The 22142-nt window shown below is 72.6% G+C and carries 20 protein-coding genes and 2 tRNA genes; 15 read left to right on the plus strand and 7 right to left on the minus strand.

Annotated elements, in window-relative coordinates; genetic code table 11:
* The first annotated feature begins 44 nt into the window (after positions 1-44).
* A complete protein-coding gene (locus ACFXGI_RS04975) occupies positions 45-515 on the plus strand; it encodes a TIGR02611 family protein (protein WP_384703346.1) in 471 nt (156 codons plus the stop codon).
* A 46-nt stretch (positions 516-561) separates the two neighbouring features.
* Positions 562-633 (plus strand) — tRNA-Val (locus ACFXGI_RS04980).
* 63 nt (positions 634-696) lie between these two features.
* Here ACFXGI_RS04980 and ACFXGI_RS04985 read toward each other — a convergent pair.
* Complete coding sequence (locus ACFXGI_RS04985) at positions 697-3081, minus strand: SCO7613 C-terminal domain-containing membrane protein (protein WP_384703349.1); 2385 nt, start codon at positions 3079-3081, stop codon at positions 697-699.
* A 185-nt stretch (positions 3082-3266) separates the two neighbouring features.
* Between ACFXGI_RS04985 and ACFXGI_RS04990 the strand changes: the two genes are divergently transcribed.
* Positions 3267-3755, plus strand: a complete 489-nt coding sequence (locus ACFXGI_RS04990) for an SRPBCC family protein (protein ID WP_384703352.1) — start codon at positions 3267-3269, stop codon at positions 3753-3755.
* 39 nt (positions 3756-3794) lie between these two features.
* Positions 3795-3866 (plus strand) — tRNA-Val (locus tag ACFXGI_RS04995).
* Between the two features lie 70 nt (positions 3867-3936).
* Here the strand turns inward: ACFXGI_RS04995 and ACFXGI_RS05000 are convergent.
* The gene (locus ACFXGI_RS05000) at positions 3937-4662 is read right to left on the minus strand and encodes a 3'-5' exonuclease (RefSeq protein WP_384703355.1); all 726 of its coding nucleotides are present in this window, start codon (positions 4660-4662) and stop codon (positions 3937-3939) included.
* Between the two features lie 231 nt (positions 4663-4893).
* Here ACFXGI_RS05000 and ACFXGI_RS05005 point away from each other — a divergent pair, with 231 nt between their 5' ends.
* Positions 4894-5487 carry a DUF4365 domain-containing protein gene (locus ACFXGI_RS05005; protein ID WP_384703357.1) on the plus strand — a complete coding sequence of 198 codons (594 nt, stop codon included), beginning with the start codon at positions 4894-4896 and terminating at the stop codon, positions 5485-5487.
* Positions 5487-6746 (plus strand): hypothetical protein, encoded by a 1260-nt coding sequence (locus tag ACFXGI_RS05010; protein WP_384703360.1) that lies wholly within the window; start codon positions 5487-5489, stop codon positions 6744-6746. The genes ACFXGI_RS05005 and ACFXGI_RS05010 overlap by 1 nt, the downstream gene beginning before the upstream one ends.
* Here ACFXGI_RS05010 and ACFXGI_RS05015 read toward each other — a convergent pair.
* Entirely contained in the window at positions 6743-8068 is a 1326-nt protein-coding gene (locus ACFXGI_RS05015) for a caspase domain-containing protein (RefSeq protein ID WP_384703363.1), read from the minus strand. The two genes, ACFXGI_RS05010 and ACFXGI_RS05015, sit on opposite strands and share 4 nt — an antisense overlap.
* Positions 8065-8415 carry a hypothetical protein gene (locus ACFXGI_RS05020; RefSeq protein ID WP_384703366.1) on the minus strand — a complete coding sequence of 117 codons (351 nt, stop codon included), beginning with the start codon at positions 8413-8415 and terminating at the stop codon, positions 8065-8067. The genes ACFXGI_RS05015 and ACFXGI_RS05020 overlap by 4 nt, the downstream gene beginning before the upstream one ends.
* Before the next feature lie 250 nt (positions 8416-8665).
* Between ACFXGI_RS05020 and thrS the strand changes: the two genes are divergently transcribed.
* The gene (gene thrS, locus ACFXGI_RS05025; RefSeq protein ID WP_384703369.1) at positions 8666-10642 is read left to right on the plus strand and encodes a threonine--tRNA ligase; all 1977 of its coding nucleotides are present in this window, start codon (positions 8666-8668) and stop codon (positions 10640-10642) included.
* A 14-nt stretch (positions 10643-10656) separates the two neighbouring features.
* Here thrS and ACFXGI_RS05030 read toward each other — a convergent pair whose 3' ends face one another.
* A complete protein-coding gene (locus ACFXGI_RS05030) occupies positions 10657-11346 on the minus strand; it encodes a potassium channel family protein (RefSeq protein WP_384703372.1) in 690 nt (229 codons plus the stop codon).
* 67 nt (positions 11347-11413) lie between these two features.
* Here ACFXGI_RS05030 and ACFXGI_RS05035 point away from each other — a divergent pair, with 67 nt between their 5' ends.
* Positions 11414-11974 (plus strand): HIT family protein, encoded by a 561-nt coding sequence (locus tag ACFXGI_RS05035; protein WP_384703375.1) that lies wholly within the window; start codon positions 11414-11416, stop codon positions 11972-11974.
* Between the two features lie 72 nt (positions 11975-12046).
* Here ACFXGI_RS05035 and ACFXGI_RS05040 read toward each other — a convergent pair whose 3' ends face one another.
* Together ACFXGI_RS05040 and ACFXGI_RS05045 are read right to left on the minus strand one after the other, a co-directional pair.
* Positions 12047-13714 (minus strand): hypothetical protein, encoded by a 1668-nt coding sequence (locus ACFXGI_RS05040; RefSeq protein ID WP_384703378.1) that lies wholly within the window; start codon positions 13712-13714, stop codon positions 12047-12049.
* 149 nt (positions 13715-13863) lie between these two features.
* Complete coding sequence (locus tag ACFXGI_RS05045; protein WP_384703381.1) at positions 13864-16059, minus strand: elongation factor G-like protein EF-G2; 2196 nt, start codon at positions 16057-16059, stop codon at positions 13864-13866.
* A gap of 243 nt (positions 16060-16302) precedes the next feature.
* Between ACFXGI_RS05045 and pgsA the strand changes: the two genes are divergently transcribed.
* The 7 genes from pgsA (at position 16303) to ACFXGI_RS05080 (ending at position 22103) form a co-directional block, all read left to right on the plus strand.
* Complete coding sequence (gene pgsA, locus ACFXGI_RS05050; protein WP_384703384.1) at positions 16303-16968, plus strand: phosphatidylinositol phosphate synthase; 666 nt, start codon at positions 16303-16305, stop codon at positions 16966-16968.
* Entirely contained in the window at positions 16968-17876 is a 909-nt protein-coding gene (locus tag ACFXGI_RS05055; protein WP_384703387.1) for a phosphatidylinositol mannoside acyltransferase, read from the plus strand. Before pgsA ends, ACFXGI_RS05055 begins: the two co-directional genes overlap by 1 nt.
* A complete protein-coding gene (locus tag ACFXGI_RS05060; protein WP_384703390.1) occupies positions 17873-19039 on the plus strand; it encodes a glycosyltransferase family 4 protein in 1167 nt (388 codons plus the stop codon). The genes ACFXGI_RS05055 and ACFXGI_RS05060 overlap by 4 nt, the downstream gene beginning before the upstream one ends.
* A gap of 52 nt (positions 19040-19091) precedes the next feature.
* Positions 19092-19631 (plus strand): hypothetical protein, encoded by a 540-nt coding sequence (locus ACFXGI_RS05065; RefSeq protein WP_384703393.1) that lies wholly within the window; start codon positions 19092-19094, stop codon positions 19629-19631.
* Positions 19632-19779: 148 nt separating this feature from the next.
* A complete protein-coding gene (gene pdxS / locus ACFXGI_RS05070) occupies positions 19780-20697 on the plus strand; it encodes a pyridoxal 5'-phosphate synthase lyase subunit PdxS (RefSeq protein WP_008740483.1) in 918 nt (305 codons plus the stop codon).
* A 5-nt stretch (positions 20698-20702) separates the two neighbouring features.
* A complete protein-coding gene (gene pdxT, locus ACFXGI_RS05075; RefSeq protein WP_384703397.1) occupies positions 20703-21293 on the plus strand; it encodes a pyridoxal 5'-phosphate synthase glutaminase subunit PdxT in 591 nt (196 codons plus the stop codon).
* Positions 21294-21350: 57 nt separating this feature from the next.
* Positions 21351-22103, plus strand: coding sequence for a YebC/PmpR family DNA-binding transcriptional regulator (locus ACFXGI_RS05080; RefSeq protein WP_384703400.1), 753 nt, complete (start codon positions 21351-21353; stop codon positions 22101-22103).
* Positions 22104-22142 lie beyond the last annotated feature (39 nt).

Here is a 22142-nt window from a genome sequence, read left to right on the forward strand (position 1 = left end):
AAGCGTCATTCACGTGTGCTTCCGGCTCCGGTAGATTCGGGCTCATGAATACGGGGAGTGACCGCGGGACCCAAGGGTCCGCAGCCGAGTCCGGAGTCGAGTCCGCAGCCGACGGCACGACTCAGCAGACCACGGGAGAAGCGCAGCACGTATCGAAGGCTCCCGCCTTCATCAAGTCGCGCCGCAGCCTGCACCTGAGCTGGCAGGTCGGCGTCTTCGTCGTCGGCCTCGCCGTCATCGGCGCGGGCGTGGCCATGCTCGTCCTGCCCGGCCCCGGCTGGGTCGCGATCTTCGCGGGCCTGGCGATCTGGGCCACCGAGTTCGCCTGGGCCCACCTGGTGCTGCGCTGGACCAAGCGCAAGGTGACCGAGGCCGCGCAGAAGGCGCTGGACCCGAAGGTCCGCCGCCGCAACCTCATCCTGACCGGTGTCGGGCTCGTGATCGCGGGCGCGCTGATCGGCTTCTACCTGTGGAAGTACGGGCTCACCCTGCCCTGGAACCTCAAGGACCAGTGATGGTCGGGAACCACCGCTGACATGGGGTAATGTTTGCGGTGCGTCCGGGCGATTAGCTCAGTGGGAGAGCACTTCGTTCACACCGAAGGGGTCACTGGTTCGAACCCAGTATCGCCCACCCGGACCAAGGGCCCGGAGACTTTCACAGTCTCCGGGCCCTTGGCGTTTCCCGCTCCCGCCGCTACCTCAGCCGGCCGAGGGCCGCCCGCAGCCGGCGCGCGTCCCGCAGCCGCTTCTCGTACGTCGCGCCGGCCACCAGGAGGAGCAGCCCGGCCAGTGCCGGCGGCAGCCAGCGCGGCAGCGCGTCGACGACCTGGACCACGTACGGGGCCAGCTCGTGCAGGGCCACCGCCGCGAGCGTGGCGCCGCCGAGCAGCAGCGGGGCCTGGAGCCGCCGGTGCGCGCCGAGCAGGGTCACCGCCAGCGCCGCCAGGCCCAGCAGCAGCGGCCGCAGCCAGTGCGGATCGCCCCAGGCGGCGAGCAGGCTCGGCAGCAGGGTCGCGCCCAGCCCCGGCCCGTACGCCGTCCACGAGGACGCCCGGGCGTCCCGGCGGCGGCGTACGAAGCCCACCGCCAGCGCGGGCAGCGTCACCGGCAGCGCGTACGCCTCCGGGACCTGCACCCCCGACGCCGACAGGCGGATCCACGTGGCCGCCACGAACAGGGTCCCGGCCGCCCAGCCGAGCCCGCGCCGCTCCGCCCGTACCGCCGCGCCCGCGCAGACCACCCCGGCCAGCGCGCACACCAGCGCCGCCCGGGCCGGCTCCCAGGGCCAGGCCGCGAGGAGCAGGGCCGCCGCGCCGGCCACGCCCGCCGCGATCTCCGCCGGGAGCCGTACCCGGCCCAGCCTCGGGCCGGCCGCCGCCACCGCCGCCGGGACCGCCAGCAGCGGCAGCGCCCACCACGACGCCGCGAGCCCCCACAGCGCCCCCAGCGCCGCCGCCACGCCCGCCGCGTATCCGACGGCCAGCACCGCCGCGCCGGCCCGTACGGGCAGCGCAGCGGGCCGCCGAGCCGCCCCCGCCGCGCAGCCCGCACCCAGCAGTCCGAAGACCGCGAAAGTGGCGGTACGGCCGTCCAGCGCGGCCACCGACAGGTTCAGCGCCCCCAGCGCCGCGCACACCGCGGCCGCGTACCCCGGACCGCGCCCGAGCCGCAGCGCGCACACCCCGGCCGCCGCCGTCACCGCCAGCTGGGCCGCGATCACCGCCGCCACCGGCAGCCCGCACAGCAGCGGCGCCGTGAACAGCCCCGCCCAGCCGAGCACCACCGCGAGCACTCCCGGCTCCGGACGCGGCAGCACCCGGGCCAGCCACCCGGCCGCCCCCGCCGCCACCAGCAGGGTGACCGCGGCCGCCGCACCCGGCCCGTACGCCTCCCGGGACGGGGTCGTCGCCGCCCACACCTCGCCCAGCACCACGACCCGGAACCCCAGCGAGCCGATCGCGGGCAGCAGCGCAGACAGCGCGGCCAGGGCGGCCACCCCCGCCCCGGCCCGGGTCAGGCCGCGCCGCACAGCTGCCGGGAGCCCGGTCGCCCGTACCGCCGCCAGCAGCGGCAGGGCGAGCAGCAGGAACACCGCCACGGCCCAGTCCGGCGCCAGGGCCGGCCGCACCGTGCCGCCGAGCGCCGCCACCCCCGCGAGGGCGCCGACGGCCGAAGCAGCCATCGCCGAGGGCTCCCGCCAGGCCACCCCGACGCCCAGCGCCGCGCACGCCGCCAGCAGCAGGGCCGGACCGGCCGCCGCGCCAGCCGAACCCGCCTGCGCCATCTGCGACAGCCCGCTCAGCAGCGCCCCCGCCCCCAGGACGGCCGCGCTCACCGCCGCCGGGCCGGACACCGCGGCCCGCGCCCGGACCCCGGGCACCAGCAGGACGAGCGCCGCGTCCAGCGCCGCCGTCGCCAGCAGTGCCCAGCCGGTCCCCACCGGCCCCGCCGCCGCGGCCACCGCCGCCAGCGGCAGCGGGAGCTGCGCCGTCAGCACCGCCGCGGGCAGCGGGATCGCCGGCCCCGGCAGCACCCGTGCGTACCCGGCCCACAGCGCGGCCAGCACGGCCGCCGCCCCCGCCGCGTACGCCGTGCCGTCGGTGCCGGGCGTGGCCACCGCGTACACCGCGTACGCGTCCAGCACCGTCAGCAGCAGCCCCACCGCCGCCACCGACTCGGCGGTCGACCGCAGCCCGCGGCGCAGCAGCAGCGCGGGCGCGCCGAGTGCCGCGGCCGTCACCACGGCCAGCACCGCGCCCCGCCCGGCGATCCCCAGGGAGCCCCAGCTGACCAGGGTGAACGCCAGCGCGGCCACCGCGAGCAGCACCGCGCCCAGCGTGAGGAGCACGTTCTGCGCACCGGGGCCCGAGGTCTCGTTCGGGCGGGCGGGGGGAACCGGCGCGTGCGCCGCCCAGCCGTTCGGCGCGGGCACGGGCACCGACAGCCGCAGCCGCAGCAGCCAGTCCCGCCTGGCCAGCAAGTACGTCCGCCGGGCGTCGAGTTGGGCCAGCTCCCGGTCGATGAGCGCCAGCTCGTGGTCGGGTGGCAGGGGTGTGCCGTGTGGTGGTGGAGTCGCCATGCTCCGGAGTGTGGCGCCCGTCACGCCGTCAGGACATGGGTGCGCGTACTCAGATCCGCGCTGAGTACGCGGGGGTGGGACGGGAGCAGGACGGGAGTGCGGGGGAGCGCGGCCCCTGTGTCCACGGACGAGTGGATGCGGCGGAGCGGGCCCCGCGCCCGGCCCCGCCGGTCCAGACTGGGGCCATGGACCGCAGCCGCCTGGACCGCTGGAACCGCTACCGCTTCCGCAGCGTGTGGGACCTGGACGCCCCGCCCGCGCGGGTCTACTCCGTACTGGAGCGGACCGGCGACTACCCGCGCTGGTGGCCGCAGGTCCGCGCGGTCGAGCAGCTCGAAGGGCACAGCGGCGCCCTGCTCATCCGCTCCGTCCTCCCCTACGAGATCCGGATGACCGCCACCGAACTGCTCCGCGATCCCGGCCGCGGCCTCCTGGAGGCGGCCCTGCACGGGGACATCGAGGGCTGGGCGCGGTGGACCGTACGGGCCCGCCGGGGAGCGGGCGGGCGCGGGACACGGGCCCTGTACGAGCAGGAGGTCGAAGTCCGCAGCCCCCTGCTGCGGCGCCTCGCGGTGCCGGTGCGGCCCGCGTTCCGGCTCAACCACGCCCTGATGATGCGGGCCGGACGGCACGCGCTGGAGGCCCGGCTGGCCGCCCCGCCGGAAGCGGTTTGAACCAGACCCCGTGCCTCTTGTATTGTTCAACCCGTTCCCGGGCGATTAGCTCAGCGGGAGAGCACTTCGTTCACACCGAAGGGGTCACTGGTTCGATCCCAGTATCGCCCACCGGGTCAGGCCGGTCCGTCTCACGACGGACCGGCCTTCCGCATGTCCGGGGCCCGTTGCGGCCGCCGGCCTACGCCGCCGCCGGCATCTCCGGCCGCAGTGGCCAGTGCGGGTCCACCGCCTCCGGCGTCCCCTGCCGCGCGAACCACGCCTGCAGCCCGCGCGCCTGCGCCGCGTGCCACACCGCCTGGAGCGTGTGCAGCTCCGCCGGCGTCAGCCGCTCCAGCCGCGCCGCGAACCGGCGGCCCACCGCCCGTACGACCTCCAGCGAGGCCAGCGCGTCCGCCGCCGCGTCATGCGCGTCCTCCAGCTCTATCCCGTAGTGCGCGCACAGGTCCGTCAGGGTCCGGCGGCCCTTGCGGTACCGGTCCAGGTGCTTGTCCAGCACCCGGGGGTCCAGCACCGTCATCGGCCGGTTGTCCAGGTACCGGGCCAGCGTCGACGCCCGGTGCCGGCGCAACTCCCGGTCCAGCAGCGTCAGGTCGAACGGCGCGTTCATCACCACCACCGGCCGGCCCGCCACCAGCTGCTCGCCGAGCGCACGGGCTATCTCCTCGACGACGGGCGCCGGCCACCGCCCGTTGCGCTGCAGGTGCTCATCGGTCAGACCGTGCACTTCCGTGGCCCCCGGAGGCACCGGAATGCCGGGGTTGACCAGCCAACGGGTGGAGCGGACCCGGCCGCCCGCACACTCCTGCACGATGAGAGCGGCGGACACGATCCGGTCCTGCTCCACGTCCACCCCGGTCGTCTCCGTGTCGAATGCGGCCAGCGGCCCCTCATACCAGCGCGTCATGGCGAACTCCTCGTTCCCGATCGGCAGTCGGGGCGCCCCCGGGCACCGCCGCCTCGGAACGTGCCACCCCTGCCCGCATCGGTGATACCCGGCCTGTTTGCGCCGTACGCCGTTTGCGGACCTTCCGCTGCGGAGACAACTTCCCTGGGGGACCGCACACATGACCGGTCGTCACCCCACCCACCACACCACCCTCATTCGGCAGAGCCCGGAAGGCATGGGGAGCCGGCCATGGCGCTCACGCAGCCCGAACCGGGCGGGATGCTGCAGGGGCGGACCGGTCCGCGCACCGACGAGGACCGGGCCGGACCGCTGCGCGGCTCGCTCGCCACCACCGCCTGCATGGAAACCCTCCAGGTGGCATACCTGCACGCCGTCGCCGCCGCGGCCGGCTGCTCGCTCTCCCAGCCCTTTCCGGACAACGGCATCGACTGGCAGGTCAACCACGGCGCGCCCGAACACGTCGTCGACGACGAGGTCACCATCAAGGTGCAGCTGAAGGCGACCTACCAGACCGCGCCCAGCCCGGCGGGACCCACCTTCGCCTTCACCCTCGACAACGACCACCTGGTGAAGCTGGCCCGCACCCCGGTCGCCGTCCACAAGATCCTCGTCGTGATGCTCGTCCCGCGAGAGCGCGACCAGTGGCTCGCCGCCGGCCACGACCGGCTCGACCTGCGGCACTGCTGCTACTGGACCAACCTCGCCGGGCACCCCGTGACCGGCCGGCGCCGGACCACCGTACGGATCCCGACCACGCGGATCTTCGACGACCGGGCGCTGTGCGAGATCATGACCCGGGTCGGGTCGGGAGGGACACCTTGATGCACTGGCACTCACCGAACCTGGAACCGCTGACGTCCCCGTCGGAGTACGGGGACTTCTCCGACTCCGGGACCCCCGACCCCGCGCACGTCGACCCGGCCGTGCTGGGGGCCCTGCTGCACCGGCACGGCTGGCAGCGCCGGGGCGGGGCCGCGGGACGGTACGGGCGCTGGACGCCGCCCGCCCCGCACGGGACGGCCGGCGGGGGGAACAGCCTCCTCGTCCCGGAGAGCCGGGCCTTCCCCGACTGCTCCGACCTGCTGGAGGAGGCGCTGACCGCCCTCTCGCGCAGCGCGCTGCCGTCCGCGCGGGAGGTGCTGTACGGGCTGAGCGTGCCCAGTGACGAGATCCGCTGGGAGCGGCGGATACCGGATGGCCCCGGGGGGCCGTACGGACCCCGGGGCGCGGCGGCGTGGACCGTGCAGGAGCAGCTCCGCTCGGCCGCGCGGCAGCTCCTGCTGGCCGGGGCCCTCGCGGAGCGGGCCAGGGCCGGGTACTACGGCGCCCGCCACCGCGGCCAGGCCGAACGCGCCCTGGACGGGGTGCTGGTCGGGCCGGCCCCCGGCGGGCGCGTGCTCACGGCGTACGTCCCGGTGGACGGCGGGCGGGGCACCATGACGCGGCTGCACCACGCCCTGCACGCGGCCCGGGAGGCCGTGGACTACCGGCGGGCCACCGGCGGCATGGAGGCCTTCGACGCGGCGGTCGAGGCCGGGGTCAGCCGGGAGCTGGCGGACGCGCTGATCGCGCTGGTGCGGGGCTCCGAGGGGGCCGCGATCGCACTGGCCTGGGCTCCGGCGGCGGGGGTTCCGGCGGGGTGCGCGGCCCGGCCGGAGCCGGTGGAGTTCTCGCCCGGGGACCTGCCGGTGCTCCGGGAGGCGGCCGCGCGCTACACGCGCGACGAACCGGCGGTGCCCGTGCGGGTGGCCGGGGCGGTGGTCCGGATGCGGCGCTCGGCACCCGGCGGCGGGGGCACGATCCGGCTGCGGGTGCTGGCGGGGGCGGAGGTGCCTTACGTACGGGCGGTGCTGGACGAGGAGGCGTACCGGGTGGCGGGGCACGCGCACCTCGTGGGCGTGCCGATCCGGGTGAGCGGGCGGCTGCAGCGCCGGGGCGGGTTCCGGCGGCTCACGGACGCCACCGACGTGAGCCCGGTCCCGCTGGACGAGGTCGAGCGGGACCGCCTGATGAAGTCCCTGGACGAATCCCTGGACCCGGCGGACGCCCTGCCCTCGGACGAGGAGGGGGGCACCCTCTAGGGGAACCAGCCGGGGTTGCGTCCGTGCAGGTCGATCAGGGCGGGGACGCATCCCGTCAGGCAATTGCGCAGCGAGGTGGTGCCGGACTCCACGAGCGTCAGCCTGCGGCCCCCGTAGTCGGCGGTCGTGGTGACGTAGACGACGTCCTCGCTGATTCCCGCCTGGTCGGTGACGGTCACCACGCGGTCCTCCTTGGTCGAGACGGCCAGGGAGAGGTGTCCGAGCCGGGAGTACGGGATCCTGAGGAGTCCCTCGGAGCCCAGTACGCACAGATGGCTGTCGGTGAACACCACGTTGCGGGTCCTGCCGGTGGTGGCGTGCCCGATCAGCCGTTCCCCCGGGGCCATCTCGCACCGGTTCGCCAGCCGGCGCAGATTCCAGCCCGGACGCCCCGTGCGGGCGAGCGGAACGTCCCGGAGCATCAGGACCAGGCGCAGCGCCTCCACCCAGCGGTCGGAGCCGGCTGCCACGGCAACGGCCTCGTCCAGAGGCACGCTGACCCGGACGGGGACGGCCGGTGCCGCGGGTGTGCGGGCGTCCTGCGCCGGCTCCGGGGGCCGGGGGGCCCTGTTGCGTACGAAGGGGTAGGCGCCGGCGCCCGTCTTGCTGCACTCCTCGGGGAGGGGGAGGCCGGCTCCCCTCATCCGGCGGCGGACCTCCGGGTAGAGGTCCGTCAGGCCCAGCACCGGTCCGGCCCCGGGGACGCCGTCGCCCATGACGGCCAGCAGGAACCCGGTGAACGCGCTGTACGGCTGTTCCTTGGGCGCCATGGACCGCCGGTCCGCCGGAGCCGAGGAGAGCGAGTACACGCCCGGGTCCGACAGCTCCTCGGCGATCAGGCGGGACTCCGAACTCATCAGGCCGGCATGTCCCCGTCCGCTGTAGCAGCAGTCCAGGATCACGATCTTGACTCTGGCGTGGGACTTCCTGATCAGATCCGCCACGTAGAAGTACGACAGGCTGGTCCAGTCCTTGCCGGAGTGGCTCGCCGTGAGACCGAGCTGGAACGCGCCGTCGGCGGCGACCAGCCCGTGGCCGCTGTAGTAGACGAGCAGCGCCTCCTCGGCCTCCTCGGCGGCCTCCCAGACCGGCCGCATGATGTCCTCGGGCTCCCGGGGATCGTCCACCGTCCGCACGTCCCAGGGCGTGAGACCGCCCGCCGCCTCCTCGGTGAGGACCTTCGCGAGGGCCCGGACATTGCGGCGGGAGTGCGGGATCGGAGTGAGGTCCCCCGAGGCGTAGCCGGCGGTGCCGATCAGCACGGCGCGGGCGGACCCCGAAGAGGCGGCGGCCGGGAGGCCCGGGAGGGCGGGGCCGTTCACCGGCCGTCCAGCTCGCGCACGATGCGCAGGGCCGCCTCCTCCGGGTCGTCGAGCCGCGCGGCATCGATCTCGACCGTCTTCCTCCCGCTGGTCACCCGGACGCGCACGTTCCTGCGCCGCATGCCGGCCCAGGTGCCCAGGGAGGCCGCGACCGCGGGCAGGACGCCCTGCGGTTCGAGCAGCAGGTGCAGGGCCTCGGTCACGGGACCCATCTCACCGCCCTGGTCCGGCGCCCGCAGAGCGGTGACGGTGACCCCCCGGAGCTCCTGGTCCTGCCGCAGCCACTGTTCCAGCCGGCGCAGTTCCTCGCCCGTCCCGTCGCCGACCAGGCCCACCCGCACGTCCATGGAGTCCCCCTGAGGATGCTCAACTCGCAGGCCGCACATGCTAGTCACGCGGGGCGGGGCCGATGGCGCGATCGCCGCAAGAGACCGCCTGCGGGTGAGCGGTCCGGACCGCGAGCCGGCTCCGCACACGGTCACCGCCGTGCCCGGACGGCTCCGCCTGCGGATATCCGTTTAGCGGCCGGGCCGCTCGGCTCGGTACGATTCAGGCGCGCAGTGTTCGCTCGCGCACCCCCAGGGTCAGGAGAGACCGGTGTCAGACGTCCGTGTGATCATCCAACGCGATTCCGAGCGGGACGAGCGCGTGGTGGCCACGGGCACTACGGCGGCCGAGCTCTTCGCCGGCGAGCGCGCCATCGTCGCCGCGCGCGTCGCGGGCGAGCTGAAGGACCTCTCGTACGAGGTGAAGGACGGCGAGACCGTCGAGCCGGTGGAGATCTCCTCCGAGGACGGCCTGAACATCCTGCGCCACTCGACCGCGCACGTCATGGCGCAGGCCGTGCAGGAGCTCTTCCCCGAGGCCAAGCTGGGCATCGGCCCGCCGGTCCGGGACGGCTTCTACTACGACTTCGACGTGGCCCGGCCCTTCACCCCGGAGGACCTGAAGGCCGTCGAGAAGAAGATGCAGGAGATCCAGAAGCGCGGCCAGCGCTTCGCCCGCCGCGTCGTCACCGACGAGGCGGCCCGCGAGGAGCTCGCCGACGAGCCGTACAAGCTGGAGCTCATCGGCATCAAGGGCTCCGCGTCCACCGACGACGGGGCGAACGTCGAGGTGGGCGGCGGCGAGCTGACCATCTACGACAACCTGGACGCGAAGACCGGCGAGCTGTGCTGGGAGGACCTCTGCCGCGGTCCCCACCTGCCCACCACCCGCAACATCCCGGCGTTCAAGCTGATGCGCAACGCGGCGGCCTACTGGCGCGGCAGCGAGAAGAACCCGATGCTCCAGCGCATCTACGGCACCGCCTGGCCCTCGAAGGAGGAGCTGAAGGCCCACCTCGACTTCCTCGCCGAGGCCGAGAAGCGCGACCACCGCAAGCTCGGCAACGAGCTGGACCTCTTCTCCGTCCCCGACGAGATCGGCTCCGGCCTCGCCGTCTTCCACCCGCGCGGCGGCATCATCCGCCGGACCATGGAGGACTACTCCCGCCGCCGGCACGAGGAGGAGGGCTACGAGTTCGTCTACTCCCCGCACGCCACCAAGGGCGCGCTCTTCGAGAAGAGCGGCCACCTGGACTGGTACGCGGAGGGCATGTACCCCCCCATGCAGCTCGACGGTGGTACCGACTACTACCTCAAGCCCATGAACTGCCCGATGCACAACCTGATCTTCGACGCGCGCGGCCGCTCGTACCGTGAGCTCCCGCTGCGCCTGTTCGAGTTCGGCACCGTGTACCGGTACGAGAAGTCGGGCGTCGTGCACGGCCTGACCCGCGCCCGCGGGTTCACCCAGGACGACGCGCACATCTACTGCACCCGCGAGCAGATGGCCGTGGAGCTCGACCGCACCCTCACCTTCGTGCTGAACCTGCTCCGCGACTACGGTCTGACCGACTTCTACCTGGAGCTGTCGACCAAGGACCCGGAGAAGTTCGTCGGCTCGGACGAGGCCTGGGAAGAGGCCACCGCCGTCCTCCAGCAGGTCGCCGAGAAGCAGGGCCTCCCGCTGACCCCCGACCCGGGCGGCGCGGCCTTCTACGGCCCGAAGATCTCCGTCCAGGCGCGCGACGCCATCGGCCGCACCTGGCAGATGTCGACCGTGCAGCTCGACTTCAACCTGCCGGAGCGGTTCAACCTGGAGTACACCGCCCCCGACGGCTCCCGCCAGCGCCCGGTCATGATCCACCGTGCGCTGTTCGGCTCCATCGAGCGGTTCTTCGCCGTGCTGCTGGAGCACTACGCGGGCGCCATGCCGCCGTGGCTGGCCCCGGTCCAGGCGGTCGGCATCCCGATCGGTGACGGGCACGTGGAGTACCTGCAGGAGTTCGCCGCCGAGGCGAAGAAGAAGGGCCTGCGGGTCGAGGTCGACGCCTCCTCCGACCGGATGCAGAAGAAGATCCGCAACCACCAGAAGCTCAAGGTCCCGTTCATGATCATCGTCGGTGACGAGGACATGGCCGCGGGCACCGTCTCCTTCCGCTACCGCGACGGTTCGCAGGAGAACGGCATCGCCAAGGACGAGGCCCTGGCCAAGCTGGCCAAGGTCGTCGAGGACCGCGTCCAGGTCTGACCGGCGTCATCGGCTCAGTGAGGGGCTCCCGGGGAAGATTCGTCCCCCGGGGGTCCCTCTTCGTCGTCCCGGCGGAAGATCTGGATCAGCCAGGACGAGAAGGAACCCGTGACCGCTCCCAGCAGACCCAGACCGAACATCATCAAGGTGGTCGCGATCAGCCGCCCCGACACGGTCACGGGGGCCACGTCTCCGTAGCCGACCGTCGTCAGCGTCTGGACCACGCACCACACCGAGTCCCCGAACGTCTGGATCGGGGACTGCGGGTCCCGCCGCTCGGAGTCGTAGAGGCCCAGCGAGCCGGAGAAGCCGAGCAGCAGCGACGAGAGGCCGGCGTACGTGATCACGCGCGGGTACAGGCTCCGGTGCGGGCGGTCCCGCCTCTTGGCCATGACCGCGTCGTGGACCTTGACCATGCGCAGCGCCCGCAGTGTCGGCAGGATGACGATCACGGTGTCCAGCCAGTGGCGGCGGACGAACCGCAGCGGCCGCTGGCGGCTCAGGACCAGCCGCACCGCGTAGTCCACGATGAAGCAGAGCCAGGTCAGTACGACGGTGATCGCGGCGATGTCGCGCCAGAGGGAGTGGGCGTGGGCGAGCACGCGGACCGCGTACCCGGCGAGGAACACGAGCGAGAGGTAGAAGAGCGGGATCTCGGTACGGCGCTCCCAGGCGACGTCGGGGGTCTCGGCTTCAACGTGCATGGGCCCAGCATCGCGGCCGGAGTGGCGGTCCCTCCCCCGGCGACACGCCCGTCAGGGGCAAGGTCATATGCTGCATCCCATGACGACTGAGCCGGAGCAGCAGATCGGTGTGGGCACGCAGGACGCGTTCCAGCGTCTGTGGACGCCCCACCGGATGGCGTACATCCAGGGGGAGAACAAGCCGACCGGTCCGGAGGCCGGGGACGGCTGTCCCTTCTGCGGGATCCCGGAGATGTCCGATCAGGACGGCCTGGTCGTGGCCCGGGGCAAGCACGTCTACGCCGTGCTGAACCTGTACCCGTACAACGGCGGCCACCTCATGGTGGTCCCGTACCGGCACGTCGCCGATTACACGGAGCTCGACGCCGCCGAGACGGCCGAGCTGGCCGACCTCACGAAGCGGGCGATGGTCGCGCTGCGCAAGGCGTCCGGGGCGCACGGGTTCAACATCGGCATGAACCAGGGCGCGGCCGCCGGGGCCGGCATCGCGGCGCACCTGCACCAGCACATCGTGCCCCGCTGGGGCGGGGACACGAACTTCATGCCGGTCGTCGGCCACACGAAGGTCCTGCCCCAACTCCTCGCGGACACCCGCCAGATGCTCGCCGACGCCTGGCCCAACGACTAGTCGTGATCCGCCGGAAGGCCCTGGCCCGACCGGGGGACCCCGGGGCCGGTCCGCGGCCCCGGGGCGTACCGTCTAGGCGTCGTACGCGTCCGCCTTGCGCGGGGCGGCGTCCTGGACGAGCCCGCTGACGATCATCGAGCGGTTGCTGAAGCGGTCGATGTCGGCGCCGTTCTCCTCCAGCACCCGCAGCGCCGCCGCGTGCACCGCCCGCAGGACCGGGGTCGCGGCGCGCAGGGCGTCGTCGGCCATGAAGCGGTGGCGCCAGGGCTGGCCCGCCCAGACGTGCCGCAGGCCGAAGGGCTCCGGCAGGACCAGCTTGCCGCCGAAGAACTCGAGGATCGGCGGGAACCAGGTCAGCGGGGCGCGGACGGCGAGGCGGACCACCTCCTGGGCGTCCACCAGCGGCAGGGGCCGCTCGACGGTCTCCCAGAACCGGATGGACTTCGGCACCTCGACCTTCGGGGCGGCCGACTTGCTGGTGAACAGGCCGTGCACCGGACCGAGCGCGTGGCCGGTCACCTCGACGCGCAGCGTCTTGTACAGCACGGTGACCGTCACCAGCATGGTGATCACCAACTGGCCGTCCCAGAGCGGGTACTGGATGCCGAGGTAGTGCCGGTTGCCGCCGCTGAACTGCTGCTCGTTGCAGATCCGGGTGATCTCGTGCGGCTTGACGAGGAAGGTGTCCACGTCGGCGCCGGTGGGGCGCGCCACCTCCCCGGCGCCTTCGCCGACCGGGGTGACGATCCAGTGCTGGATCGAGGCGGGCGGCAGGCCGCCGGTGTGCAGCGGGCCGCGCTCCAGCTTGCGCAGTTCGGTGTCGACCGCGCGTATGACGTCCCAGCTGCGGAACGGGTGGATCTCCATGCCCTCGGTCTTGGGCACGAGCTCCTCGGCCATCTGCCAGCTGCCCCAGCGGGTGCCCATGCCGAGGATGCCCTTGGGGCCGGCGTAGAAGACGGAGTTGCTGCGGTCCTCGGCCGTGAGCTTGGCGAGCGAGTGCCTCAGGTCCTCCCGGGCCTTCTCGTCGGGGTTGCCGGGCACCGCCTCCGGGATCTTGGCGCCGATGCCGCTGCCGGCCAGCAGTCCATCCCAGCGGGAGCGCAGGTCGGCGGCGGTGGCCTCGCAGATCCGGCGGGCGAGGAGCCAGCCCACGGCGGGGGCGATGATCATGCCGCGCAGGTAGAGGCCGAGGAAGCCGGTGAACGGCAGCCGGAACATGAGTACGGCCGCCACGACGGCCACGCCCACGAGCAGCAGCGTGCCCATCCAGGACGAGCGCTTGCCGTCGCCCTTGGCCAGCGTCTTGCGGAGCTGGAACAGGCCCAGCCACAGCAGGAGGCCGGGCAGGAAGACCACGCCGGCGACGAGCATGATCAGGCGCAGCCTGCGGTCGCGCTCCTTGCGGATGCGGGAGGCGGCCAGGCAGTGCTCGACGACGGTCTGCGGGTCGAGGCCGAAGGACTGGATGAGGGGTTTGCGGCCCGCGCCGAGGGTGCGGGCCTCGACGGCGCGGCAGAAGGCTTCGCCCAGGCTGGGCTCGAAGAGCGAGATCTTCGGGGGTTTGATCGTGGACTTGTGGTACTCGTTGTCGGCCTTGGCGATGTCGGACAGCTTGCTGTCCGCACCGCCGTCCCGGTACGCGGCCGACGCGAGGGCGTTGGTCGCCGCGGTCTGGCCGCCGCCCCCCTGGAGGGGTACCTGCGCCCCGGGCCTGAAGTCGAATCCGTCGTCCGCCACCGTTGCCCCCATCGCTGTGCGTTGTGCTCTTTTGCCGCGCAGATGAGCCTATCGGCGTATCTCTTCCCATGGTCATGGGACAGGGAAATGCCGCCCACCGCAAGCGGCTTGGGTGGGCGGCTCCCGGGATTCCCCTGGCGCTATGTCAATCAGGTTCCCTTCTCGGCCTGTTCTCGCACCTTGTCGGCGATCTGGGGCGGCATGGGCTCGTGGCGGGCGTAGGCGCGGGTGAACCTGCCGGTGCCGTGCGACACCGAGCGCAGTTCCACGGCGTACCGGCCGATCTCGATCTCGGGGATCTCGGCGCGCACCTGCGTGCGGCCGGCGCCGGCCTGTTCGGTGCCCACGACGCGGCCGCGGCGGCCGGCGAGATCGCTCATGACGGGGCCGACGTACTCGTCGGGGACGAGGACGGCCAGCTCGGCGACGGGTTCGAGGAGGTGGATGCGCGCCTCGGCGGCGGCCTCGCGCAGCGCGAGCGCTCCGGCGGTCTGGAAGGCGGCGTCGGAGGAGTCCACCGAGTGCGCCTTGCCGTCGAGCAGGGTGATGCGCACGTCGACCAGCGGATAGCCGGCCGCGACCCCGCGGGCGGCCTGGGTGCGTACGCCCTTCTCGACGGACGGGATGAACTGGCGGGGCACGGCGCCGCCGACGACCTTGTCGACGAACTCGATGCCGCTGCCCGGCGGGAGCGGCTCCACCTCGATCTCGCAGATGGCGAACTGGCCGTGTCCGCCGGACTGTTTGACGTGCCGGCCGCGGCCCGCGGCCTTGGCGCCGAAGGTCTCGCGCAGGCTCACCTTGTGCGGGACGGGGTCGACCTGGACCCCGTAGCGGGTGCGCAGCCGTTCGAGGGCCACGTCCTGGTGGGCCTCGCCGAGGCACCACAGGACGACCTGGTGGGTGTCCGGGTTCTGCTCCAGCCGCATCGTGGGGTCCTCGGCGACGAGCCGGGCCAGGCCCTGGGAGAGCTTGTCCTCGTCGGCCTTGCTGTGGGCGGCGATGGCGAGGGGGAGCAGCGGGTCGGGCATCGTCCAGGGCTCCATGAGCAGGGGCCGGTCCTTGGCCGAGAGGGTGTCGCCGGTCTCGGCCCGGGTGAGTTTGGCCACGCAGGCGAGGTCCCCGGCGATGACCTGGGTGAGGGTGCGCTGCTGCTTGCCGAAGGGGGAGGTGAGGGTGCCGATCCGCTCGTCGACGTCGTGGTCCTCGTGCCCCCGGTCGGAGAGGCCGTGGCCGCTGACGTGCACGGTCTCCTCGGGGCGCAGGGTGCCGGAGAAGACGCGGACGAGGGAGACGCGCCCGACGTAGGGGTCGGAGGAGGTTTTGACGACCTCGGCGACGAGGGGCCCGTCCGGATCGCAGGTGACGGCCGGGCGGTCGGCGCCGTCCGGGGTGGTGACGGGTACGGCGGCCCGCTCCAGGGGGGTGGGGAAGCCGCCGGTGATCAGTTCCAGGAGTTCGACCGTGCCGAGGCCCTGGCGGGCGCCGTCGGCGGCGGGGGCGGCCATCAGGACGGGGTGGAAGGTGCCGCGGGCGACGGCCCGCTCCAGGTCGTCGACGAGGGTCTTGAAATCGATGTCCTCGCCGCCGAGGTAGCGGTCCATGAGGCTCTCGTCCTCGCTCTCCGCGATGATCCCCTCGATCAGGCGGGAGCGGGCGTCGGAGATGAGGGCGAGCTCGGCGGGCTCGGGGTCGCGCTCCACGCGCTCCCCGGAGGTGTAGTCGTACACGCGCCGTGAGAGCAGGCCGAGGAGGCCGGCGACCGGGGTGTGCCCGTCGGGGCCGGGAGGCCCGTACAGGGGCAGGTAGAGCGGGATGACGGCGTCGGGGTCCTCGGCTGCGAAGTTCTCGCCGCAGACGGTGGTCATCTGCGCGTAGTCGGCGCGGGCTGCCTCCAGATGGGTGACGACGATGGCGCGGGGCATGCCGACGGCCGCGCACTCGTCCCAGACCATGCGGGTGGCGCCGTCGATGCCGTCGGAGGAGGAGACGACGAAAAGGGCCGCGTCCGCGGCGCGCAGACCGGCCCTGAGTTCGCCGACGAAATCGGCGTATCCGGGGGTGTCCAAGATATTGATCTTGATGCCGGCCCATTCGACCGGGACGAGGGACAGCTGTACGGACCGCTGCTGCCGGTGCTCGATCTCGTCGTAGTCGGAGACGGCGGTGCCGTCCTCGACGCGCCCGGCCCGGTTGACGGCGCCCGCCGTCAGGGCGAGGGCCTCGACCAGCGTGGTCTTGCCGGCTCCGCTGTGGCCGACCAGCACGACGTTGCGGAGCGACGACGGGCGGTCGGCCGTCGGTGCCCTGCCGGCGGCTCCGGCTTGGTGTGATGTGGCTCCCATGATGCTCGTGCCTCCCGGTGTGACGGTGAGGAGGTTGAATCGGGGTCCTTCGAGCTTTGCACCGGCGTCACACTGCGTCCATACGTAGTACCCGGCACTGTCCGGAGCGTGACGCGGGCATGGACCGTCGATTGCCCGGCCCGAACCGGTGGGTGCGCGGCGCCGGGCGCCCGGGGCGCTGGCTACGATGGGCCAGCCGGTGGCCGATGTGGCCGTGCGGCCCAGCGACCCTCTGGGAAGACCATGCTGAACAAGTACGCGCGTGCCTTCTTCACGCGTGTTCTCACGCCATTCGCCGCGTTCCTCCTCCGGCGGGGGGTGAGCCCGGACGCGGTCACCCTGATCGGCACGGCCGGAGTGGTGGCGGGAGCGCTGGTCTTCTTCCCCCGGGGCGAGTTCTTCTGGGGCACGATCACCATCACCCTCTTCGTGTTCTCCGACCTGGTGGACGGGAACATGGCCCGCCAGGCCGGCGTCTCCAGCCGCTGGGGCGCCTTCCTCGACTCCACGCTCGACCGGGTGGCCGACGCGGCGATCTTCGGGGGCCTCGCGCTCTGGTACGCGGGCAACGGGAACGACAACGCGCTGTGCGCAGTGGCCATCTTCTGCCTGGCCAGCGGCCAGGTGGTCTCGTACACGAAGGCCCGCGGCGAGTCGATCGGGCTGCCGGTCGCCGTCAACGGGCTCATCGAGCGCGCCGAGCGGCTGGTGATCTCGCTGGTCGCGGCCGGCCTGTCCGGGCTGCAGACCTTCGGGGTGCCCTCGTGGATCGGGGTGCTGCTCCCGATCGCGCTGTGGGTCGTCGCCGTGGGCTCGCTGGTCACGCTGATCCAGCGGGTGGTCACCGTACGCCGCGAGGCGGCGGAGGCCGACGCGGCGGCCGCCGTGGCCGAGGGAGGCGCGGCCTGATGGCCGGGCGGGTGCAGGACAAGCTGGTCGACGAGCTGTACGGGCTCGGCTGGGCCGGGGTGAAGAGGCTGCCGGAGCCGGCCGCGGTGGCCCTCGGACGCCGCATCGCCGACTTCGCGTGGAAGCGGCGCGGCAAGAGCGTGCTGCGGCTGGAGTCGAATCTGGCCCGGGTGGTGCCCGACGCCGGTCCCGAGCGGCTGCGCGAGCTGTCCCAGGCGGGCATGCGCTCGTACATGCGGTACTGGATGGAATCCTTCCGGCTGCCGACCATGGACCCGAAGCGCTTCGGCACCGATGTCGAGTTCAAGGACGAGCACCTGCTGCGCGAGGCCCTCGACTCCGGGCGCGGGGTCGTCGTGGCCCTGCCGCACCTCGCCAACTGGGACCTCGCCGGGGCCTGGGCCATCGGCCACATGAAGGCGCCGTTCACCACGGTCGCCGAGCGGCTGAAGCCCGAGAGCCTCTACGACCGGTTCGTCGCCTACCGCGAGAGCCTGGGCATGGAGGTCCTGCCGCACAGCGGTGGCGCCGCCTTCGGCACCCTGGCCCGCAGGCTGCGCTCCGGCGGCCTGGTCTGCCTGGTCGCGGACCGCGACCTGTCGGCCTCCGGGGTCGAGGTGGACTTCTTCGGCTCCACGGCCCGCATGCCGGCCGGACCGGCACTGCTGGCCCAGCAGACCGGTGCAGTGCTGCTCCCGGCGACCCTGCACTACGGCGACACACCGAAGATGTACGGCCGGATCCATCCCGAGGTCGAGGTGCCGAAGGCCGGGAACCGGACCGAGAAGACCACCGCCATGACCCAGGCGCTGGCGGACGCCTTCGCCCAGGGGATCGCCGAACACCCGGAGGACTGGCACATGCTGCAGCGGCTGTGGCTGGACGACCTGGAGGAGCGCACGCAGTGAAGATCGGCATCGTGTGCCCTTACTCCTGGGACGTACCGGGCGGCGTCCAGTTCCACATCCGCGACCTCGCCGAGCACCTGATCCGCCTCGGCCACGAGGTGTCGGTGCTGGCCCCGGCGGACGACGAGACGCCGCTGCCGCCGTACGTGGTCTCGGCCGGGCGGGCGGTGCCGGTGCCGTACAACGGGTCGGTGGCCCGGCTGAACTTCGGCTTCCTGTCGGCGGCGCGGGTGCGGCGCTGGCTGCACGACGGCGTCTTCGACGTGATCCACATCCACGAGCCGGCGTCGCCCTCGCTGGGACTGCTGTCCTGCTGGGCGGCGCAGGGGCCGATCGTGGCCACCTTCCACACCTCGAACCCGCGCTCGCGCGCCATGATCGCCGCCTACCCGATCCTCCAGCCGGCCCTGGAGAAGATCAGCGCCCGGATCGCGGTGAGCGAGTACGCGCGCCGCACGCTCGTGGAGCACCTGGGCGGGGACGCGGTCGTGATCCCCAACGGGGTCGACGTGGACTTCTTCGCCAAGGCCGAGGCGAATCCCGACTGGTCCGGGCAGACCCTCGGCTTCATCGGCCGGATCGACGAGCCCCGCAAGGGCCTGCCGGTCCTGATGGCGGCCTTCCCCAAGATCGTGGAGGCCTGCCCCGACGTACGGCTCCTCGTGGCGGGCCGCGGTGACGAGGAGGAGGCCGTGGCCTCCCTGCCCGCCGGACTGCGCACGCGGGTGGAGTTCCTCGGCATGGTCTCGGACGAGGACAAGGCGCGGCTGCTGCGCAGCGTCGACGTGTACGTGGCCCCGAACACGGGCGGCGAGAGCTTCGGCATCATCCTGGTCGAGGCCCTCTCGGCGGGAGCCGCGGTGCTGGCCTCCGACCTGGACGCGTTCGCCCAGGTCCTGGACCAGGGGGCGGCGGGGGAGCTGTTCGCCAACGAGGACGCCGACGCGCTGGCCGCGGGCGCCGTGGCCCTGCTGCGCGACCCGGAGCGGCGCGCGGAACTGAGCGCCCGCGGCTCCGCGCACGTACGCCGCTTCGACTGGTCGACGGTCGGGGCGGACATCCTCGCGGTCTACGAGACGGTGACGGACGGGGCGGCGGCGGTGGCCACGGACGAGCGCGTCCGGCTGCGCACCCGCCTGGGCCTGACCCGGGACCCGTCCTGACGCCCGACCCGGAATCCGTCCCGGCCCGCGTCAGGGGGTAATGTCGCGGGCCGTGATCGAAACCCTTGTCTGGACCGCCCTGGCGCTCGGCGTCATCGGGGTCTACCTCAGCTGGACCGCCGGACGGCTGGACCGGCTGCACTCGCGGATGGACGCCGCCCGCGCCGCCCTCGACGCGCAGCTCGTCCGGCGCGCCTCGGTGGTGCTCGAAGTGGCCACCTCCGGAGTGCTCGACCCTGCTTCCTCGATCGTCCTGTACGAGGCCGCCCACGGCGCCCGCCAGGCCGAGGAGGAGCACCGCGAGGTCGCCGAGAGCGAGCTCAGCCAGGCGCTGCGCGCGGTGTTCGCGGACGCCGCCCAGGTGGACCTGCTCAAGGCCGCCCCCGGCGGCGAGGCAGCCGCCGAGGAGCTGGCCGCGGCGGTCCGCCGGGTGCCCATGGCGCGCCGCTTCCACAACGACGCCGTACGGGCCGCCCGTGCGCTGCGCCGGCACCGCAAGGTCCGCTGGTTCCGGCTGGCCGGCCACGCCCCGTTCCCGCTCGCCTTCGAAATGGACGACGAGCCTCCGGTGGATCTCGCCGACCGGCCGTAGCGGAACCCGCCGGCCCCACTTGTACCCAAAGGCCAAGTTGAAAGGAGCCACCGGCTCCCCATTGGCCCTTGCGGTGGACTGGTCGGGGACGGTTTGCTCGGCGCAGTAGAACCGCAGCACCCGTCTTCCCTTCGAGTGAGGTCAATCCGTGAGCACGCTTCCCTCCACCCCGCAGTCCGCTGAGTCCGCGATCGGCACCTCCCGCGTCAAGCGCGGCATGGCCGAGCAGCTCAAGGGCGGCGTGATCATGGACGTGGTCAACGCCGAGCAGGCGAAGATCGCCGAGGACGCCGGCGCCGTGGCCGTCATGGCCCTGGAGCGGGTCCCCGCCGACATCCGCAAGGACGGCGGCGTCGCGCGCATGTCGGACCCGAACATGATCGAAGAGATCATCGAGGCCGTCTCCATCCCCGTCATGGCCAAGTCCCGCATCGGCCACTTCGTCGAGGCCCAGGTCCTGCAGTCCCTCGGCGTCGACTACATCGACGAGTCCGAGGTCCTCACCCCGGCCGACGAGGTCAACCACTCCGACAAGTGGGCGTTCACCACCCCCTTCGTCTGCGGTGCCACCAACCTGGGCGAGGCCCTGCGCCGCATCGCCGAGGGCGCGGCCATGATCCGCTCGAAGGGCGAGGCCGGCACGGGCAACGTCGTCGAGGCCGTCCGCCACCTGCGCCAGATCAAGAACGAGATCGCCCGCCTGCGCGGCTACGACAACAACGAGCTGTTCGCCGCCGCCAAGGAGCTGCGCGCCCCGTACGAGCTCGTCAAGGAGGTCGCCGAGCTCGGCAAGCTCCCGGTCGTGCTGTTCTCCGCCGGTGGCGTCGCCACCCCGGCCGACGCCGCGCTCATGCGCCAGCTCGGCGCCGAGGGCGTCTTCGTCGGCTCCGGCATCTTCAAGTCCGGCGACCCGGCCAAGCGCGCCGCCGCCATCGTGAAGGCCACCACCTTCTACGACGACCCGAAGATCATCGCGGACGCCTCCCGCAACCTGGGCGAGGCCATGGTCGGCATCAACTGCGACACCCTCCCCGAGGCCGAGCGCTACGCCAACCGCGGCTGGTAGTCACCATGACCAACCCCGTTATCGGTGTCCTGGCCCTCCAGGGCGATGTACGGGAGCACCTGATCGCCCTGGCCGCGGCGGACGCCGTGGCCAGGCCGGTCCGGCGTCCCGAGGAGCTCGCCGAGATCGACGCCCTGGTGATCCCCGGCGGCGAGTCCACGACGATGTCGAAGCTCGCCGTCCTGTTCGGCATGCTGGAGCCGCTGCGCGAGCGCGTGCGGGCCGGCATGCCGGTCTACGGCACCTGCGCCGGCATGATCATGCTCGCCGACAAGCTGCTCGACGGCCGTGACGACCAGGAGACCCTGGGCGGCATCGACATGATCGTGCGCCGCAACGCCTTCGGCCGGCAGAACGAGTCCTTCGAGGCGAAGATCGACTTCGCGGGGATAGAGGGAGGCCCCGTCGAGGGCGTCTTCATCCGCGCCCCGTGGGTCGAGTCGGTCGGCGCCGCAGCCGAGGTGCTCGCCACGTACGACGGCCACACGGTCGCCGTGCGCCAGGGCAACGTCCTCGCCACCTCGTTCCACCCCGAGCTGACCGGAGATGACCGGGTCCACGCGTACTTCGTCGACATGGTGCGCGCGGGGCTGTAAACAGGTCCCGGTAGGATCTGAGGTGCACACTGTTGGTTACGCGAAGGAGACAGGCGGATGTCCGGCCACTCTAAATGGGCTACGACGAAGCACAAGAAGGCCGTGATCGATGCCAAGCGCGGCAAGCTCTTCGCGAAGCTGATCAAGAACATCGAGGTCGCGGCGCGCATGGGCGGCGCCGACATCGACGGCAACCCGACCCTCTTCGACGCCATCCAGAAGGCCAAGAAGAGCTCGGTCCCGAACAAGAACATCGACTCCGCGGTCAAGCGCGGCGGTGGTCTCGAGGCCGGCGGCGCCGACTACGAGACGATCATGTACGAAGGCTACGGCCCGAACGGTGTCGCGGTGCTCATCGAGTGCCTCACCGACAACCGCAACCGCGCCGCGTCCGACGTCCGCGTCGCCATGACCCGCAACGGCGGTTCGATGGCCGACCCGGGCTCGGTCTCGTACCTGTTCAACCGCAAGGGTGTCGTCCTGCTGCCCAAGGGCGAGCTCTCCGAGGACGACGTCCTGGAGACGGTGCTCGAGGCGGGTGCCGAAGAGGTCAACGACCTCGGCGACAGCTTCGAGATCATCAGCGAGGCCACCGACATGGTCGCGGTCCGCACCGCGCTCCAGCAGGCGGGCATCGACTACGACTCGGCCGACTCCAACTTCCTGCCGACCATGCGGGTCGAGCTGGACGAGGAGGGCGCGCGCAAGATCTTCAAGCTGATCGACGCGCTGGAGGACAGTGACGACGTGCAGAACGTCTTCGCCAACTTCGACGTCTCCGACGAGGTCATGGAGAAGGTCGACGCCTGATCGGGCATCAGCGGCGGGCCGGCGGGGACACACCCCGCC

Source organism: Streptomyces sp. NPDC059355 (assembly GCF_042752335.1).
GTDB lineage: Bacteria > Actinomycetota > Actinomycetes > Streptomycetales > Streptomycetaceae > Streptomyces.

Excerpts from the sequence above, each read along its gene's own strand:
- ACFXGI_RS05010 (WP_384703360.1), top strand. The coding sequence starts at position 5,487 with ATGCACTGGCACTCACCGAACCTGGAACCGCTGACGTCCCCGTCGGAG.
- ACFXGI_RS05055 (WP_384703387.1), top strand. The coding sequence starts at position 16,968 with ATGGCCGGGCGGGTGCAGGACAAGCTGGTCGACGAGCTGTACGGGCTC.
- ACFXGI_RS05005 (WP_384703357.1), top strand. The coding sequence starts at position 4,894 with ATGGCGCTCACGCAGCCCGAACCGGGCGGGATGCTGCAGGGGCGGACC.
- ACFXGI_RS05020 (WP_384703366.1), bottom strand. The coding sequence starts at position 8,415 with ATGGACGTGCGGGTGGGCCTGGTCGGCGACGGGACGGGCGAGGAACTG.
- ACFXGI_RS05080 (WP_384703400.1), top strand. The coding sequence starts at position 21,351 with ATGTCCGGCCACTCTAAATGGGCTACGACGAAGCACAAGAAGGCCGTG.
- ACFXGI_RS04975 (WP_384703346.1), top strand. The coding sequence starts at position 45 with ATGAATACGGGGAGTGACCGCGGGACCCAAGGGTCCGCAGCCGAGTCC.
- pdxT (WP_384703397.1), top strand. The coding sequence starts at position 20,703 with ATGACCAACCCCGTTATCGGTGTCCTGGCCCTCCAGGGCGATGTACGG.
- ACFXGI_RS04985 (WP_384703349.1), bottom strand. The coding sequence starts at position 3,081 with ATGGCGACTCCACCACCACACGGCACACCCCTGCCACCCGACCACGAG.
- ACFXGI_RS05030 (WP_384703372.1), bottom strand. The coding sequence starts at position 11,346 with ATGCACGTTGAAGCCGAGACCCCCGACGTCGCCTGGGAGCGCCGTACC.
- ACFXGI_RS05045 (WP_384703381.1), bottom strand. The coding sequence starts at position 16,059 with ATGGGAGCCACATCACACCAAGCCGGAGCCGCCGGCAGGGCACCGACG.
- ACFXGI_RS04990 (WP_384703352.1), top strand. The coding sequence starts at position 3,267 with ATGGACCGCAGCCGCCTGGACCGCTGGAACCGCTACCGCTTCCGCAGC.
- ACFXGI_RS05000 (WP_384703355.1), bottom strand. The coding sequence starts at position 4,662 with ATGACGCGCTGGTATGAGGGGCCGCTGGCCGCATTCGACACGGAGACG.
- ACFXGI_RS05035 (WP_384703375.1), top strand. The coding sequence starts at position 11,414 with ATGCTGCATCCCATGACGACTGAGCCGGAGCAGCAGATCGGTGTGGGC.
- pgsA (WP_384703384.1), top strand. The coding sequence starts at position 16,303 with ATGCTGAACAAGTACGCGCGTGCCTTCTTCACGCGTGTTCTCACGCCA.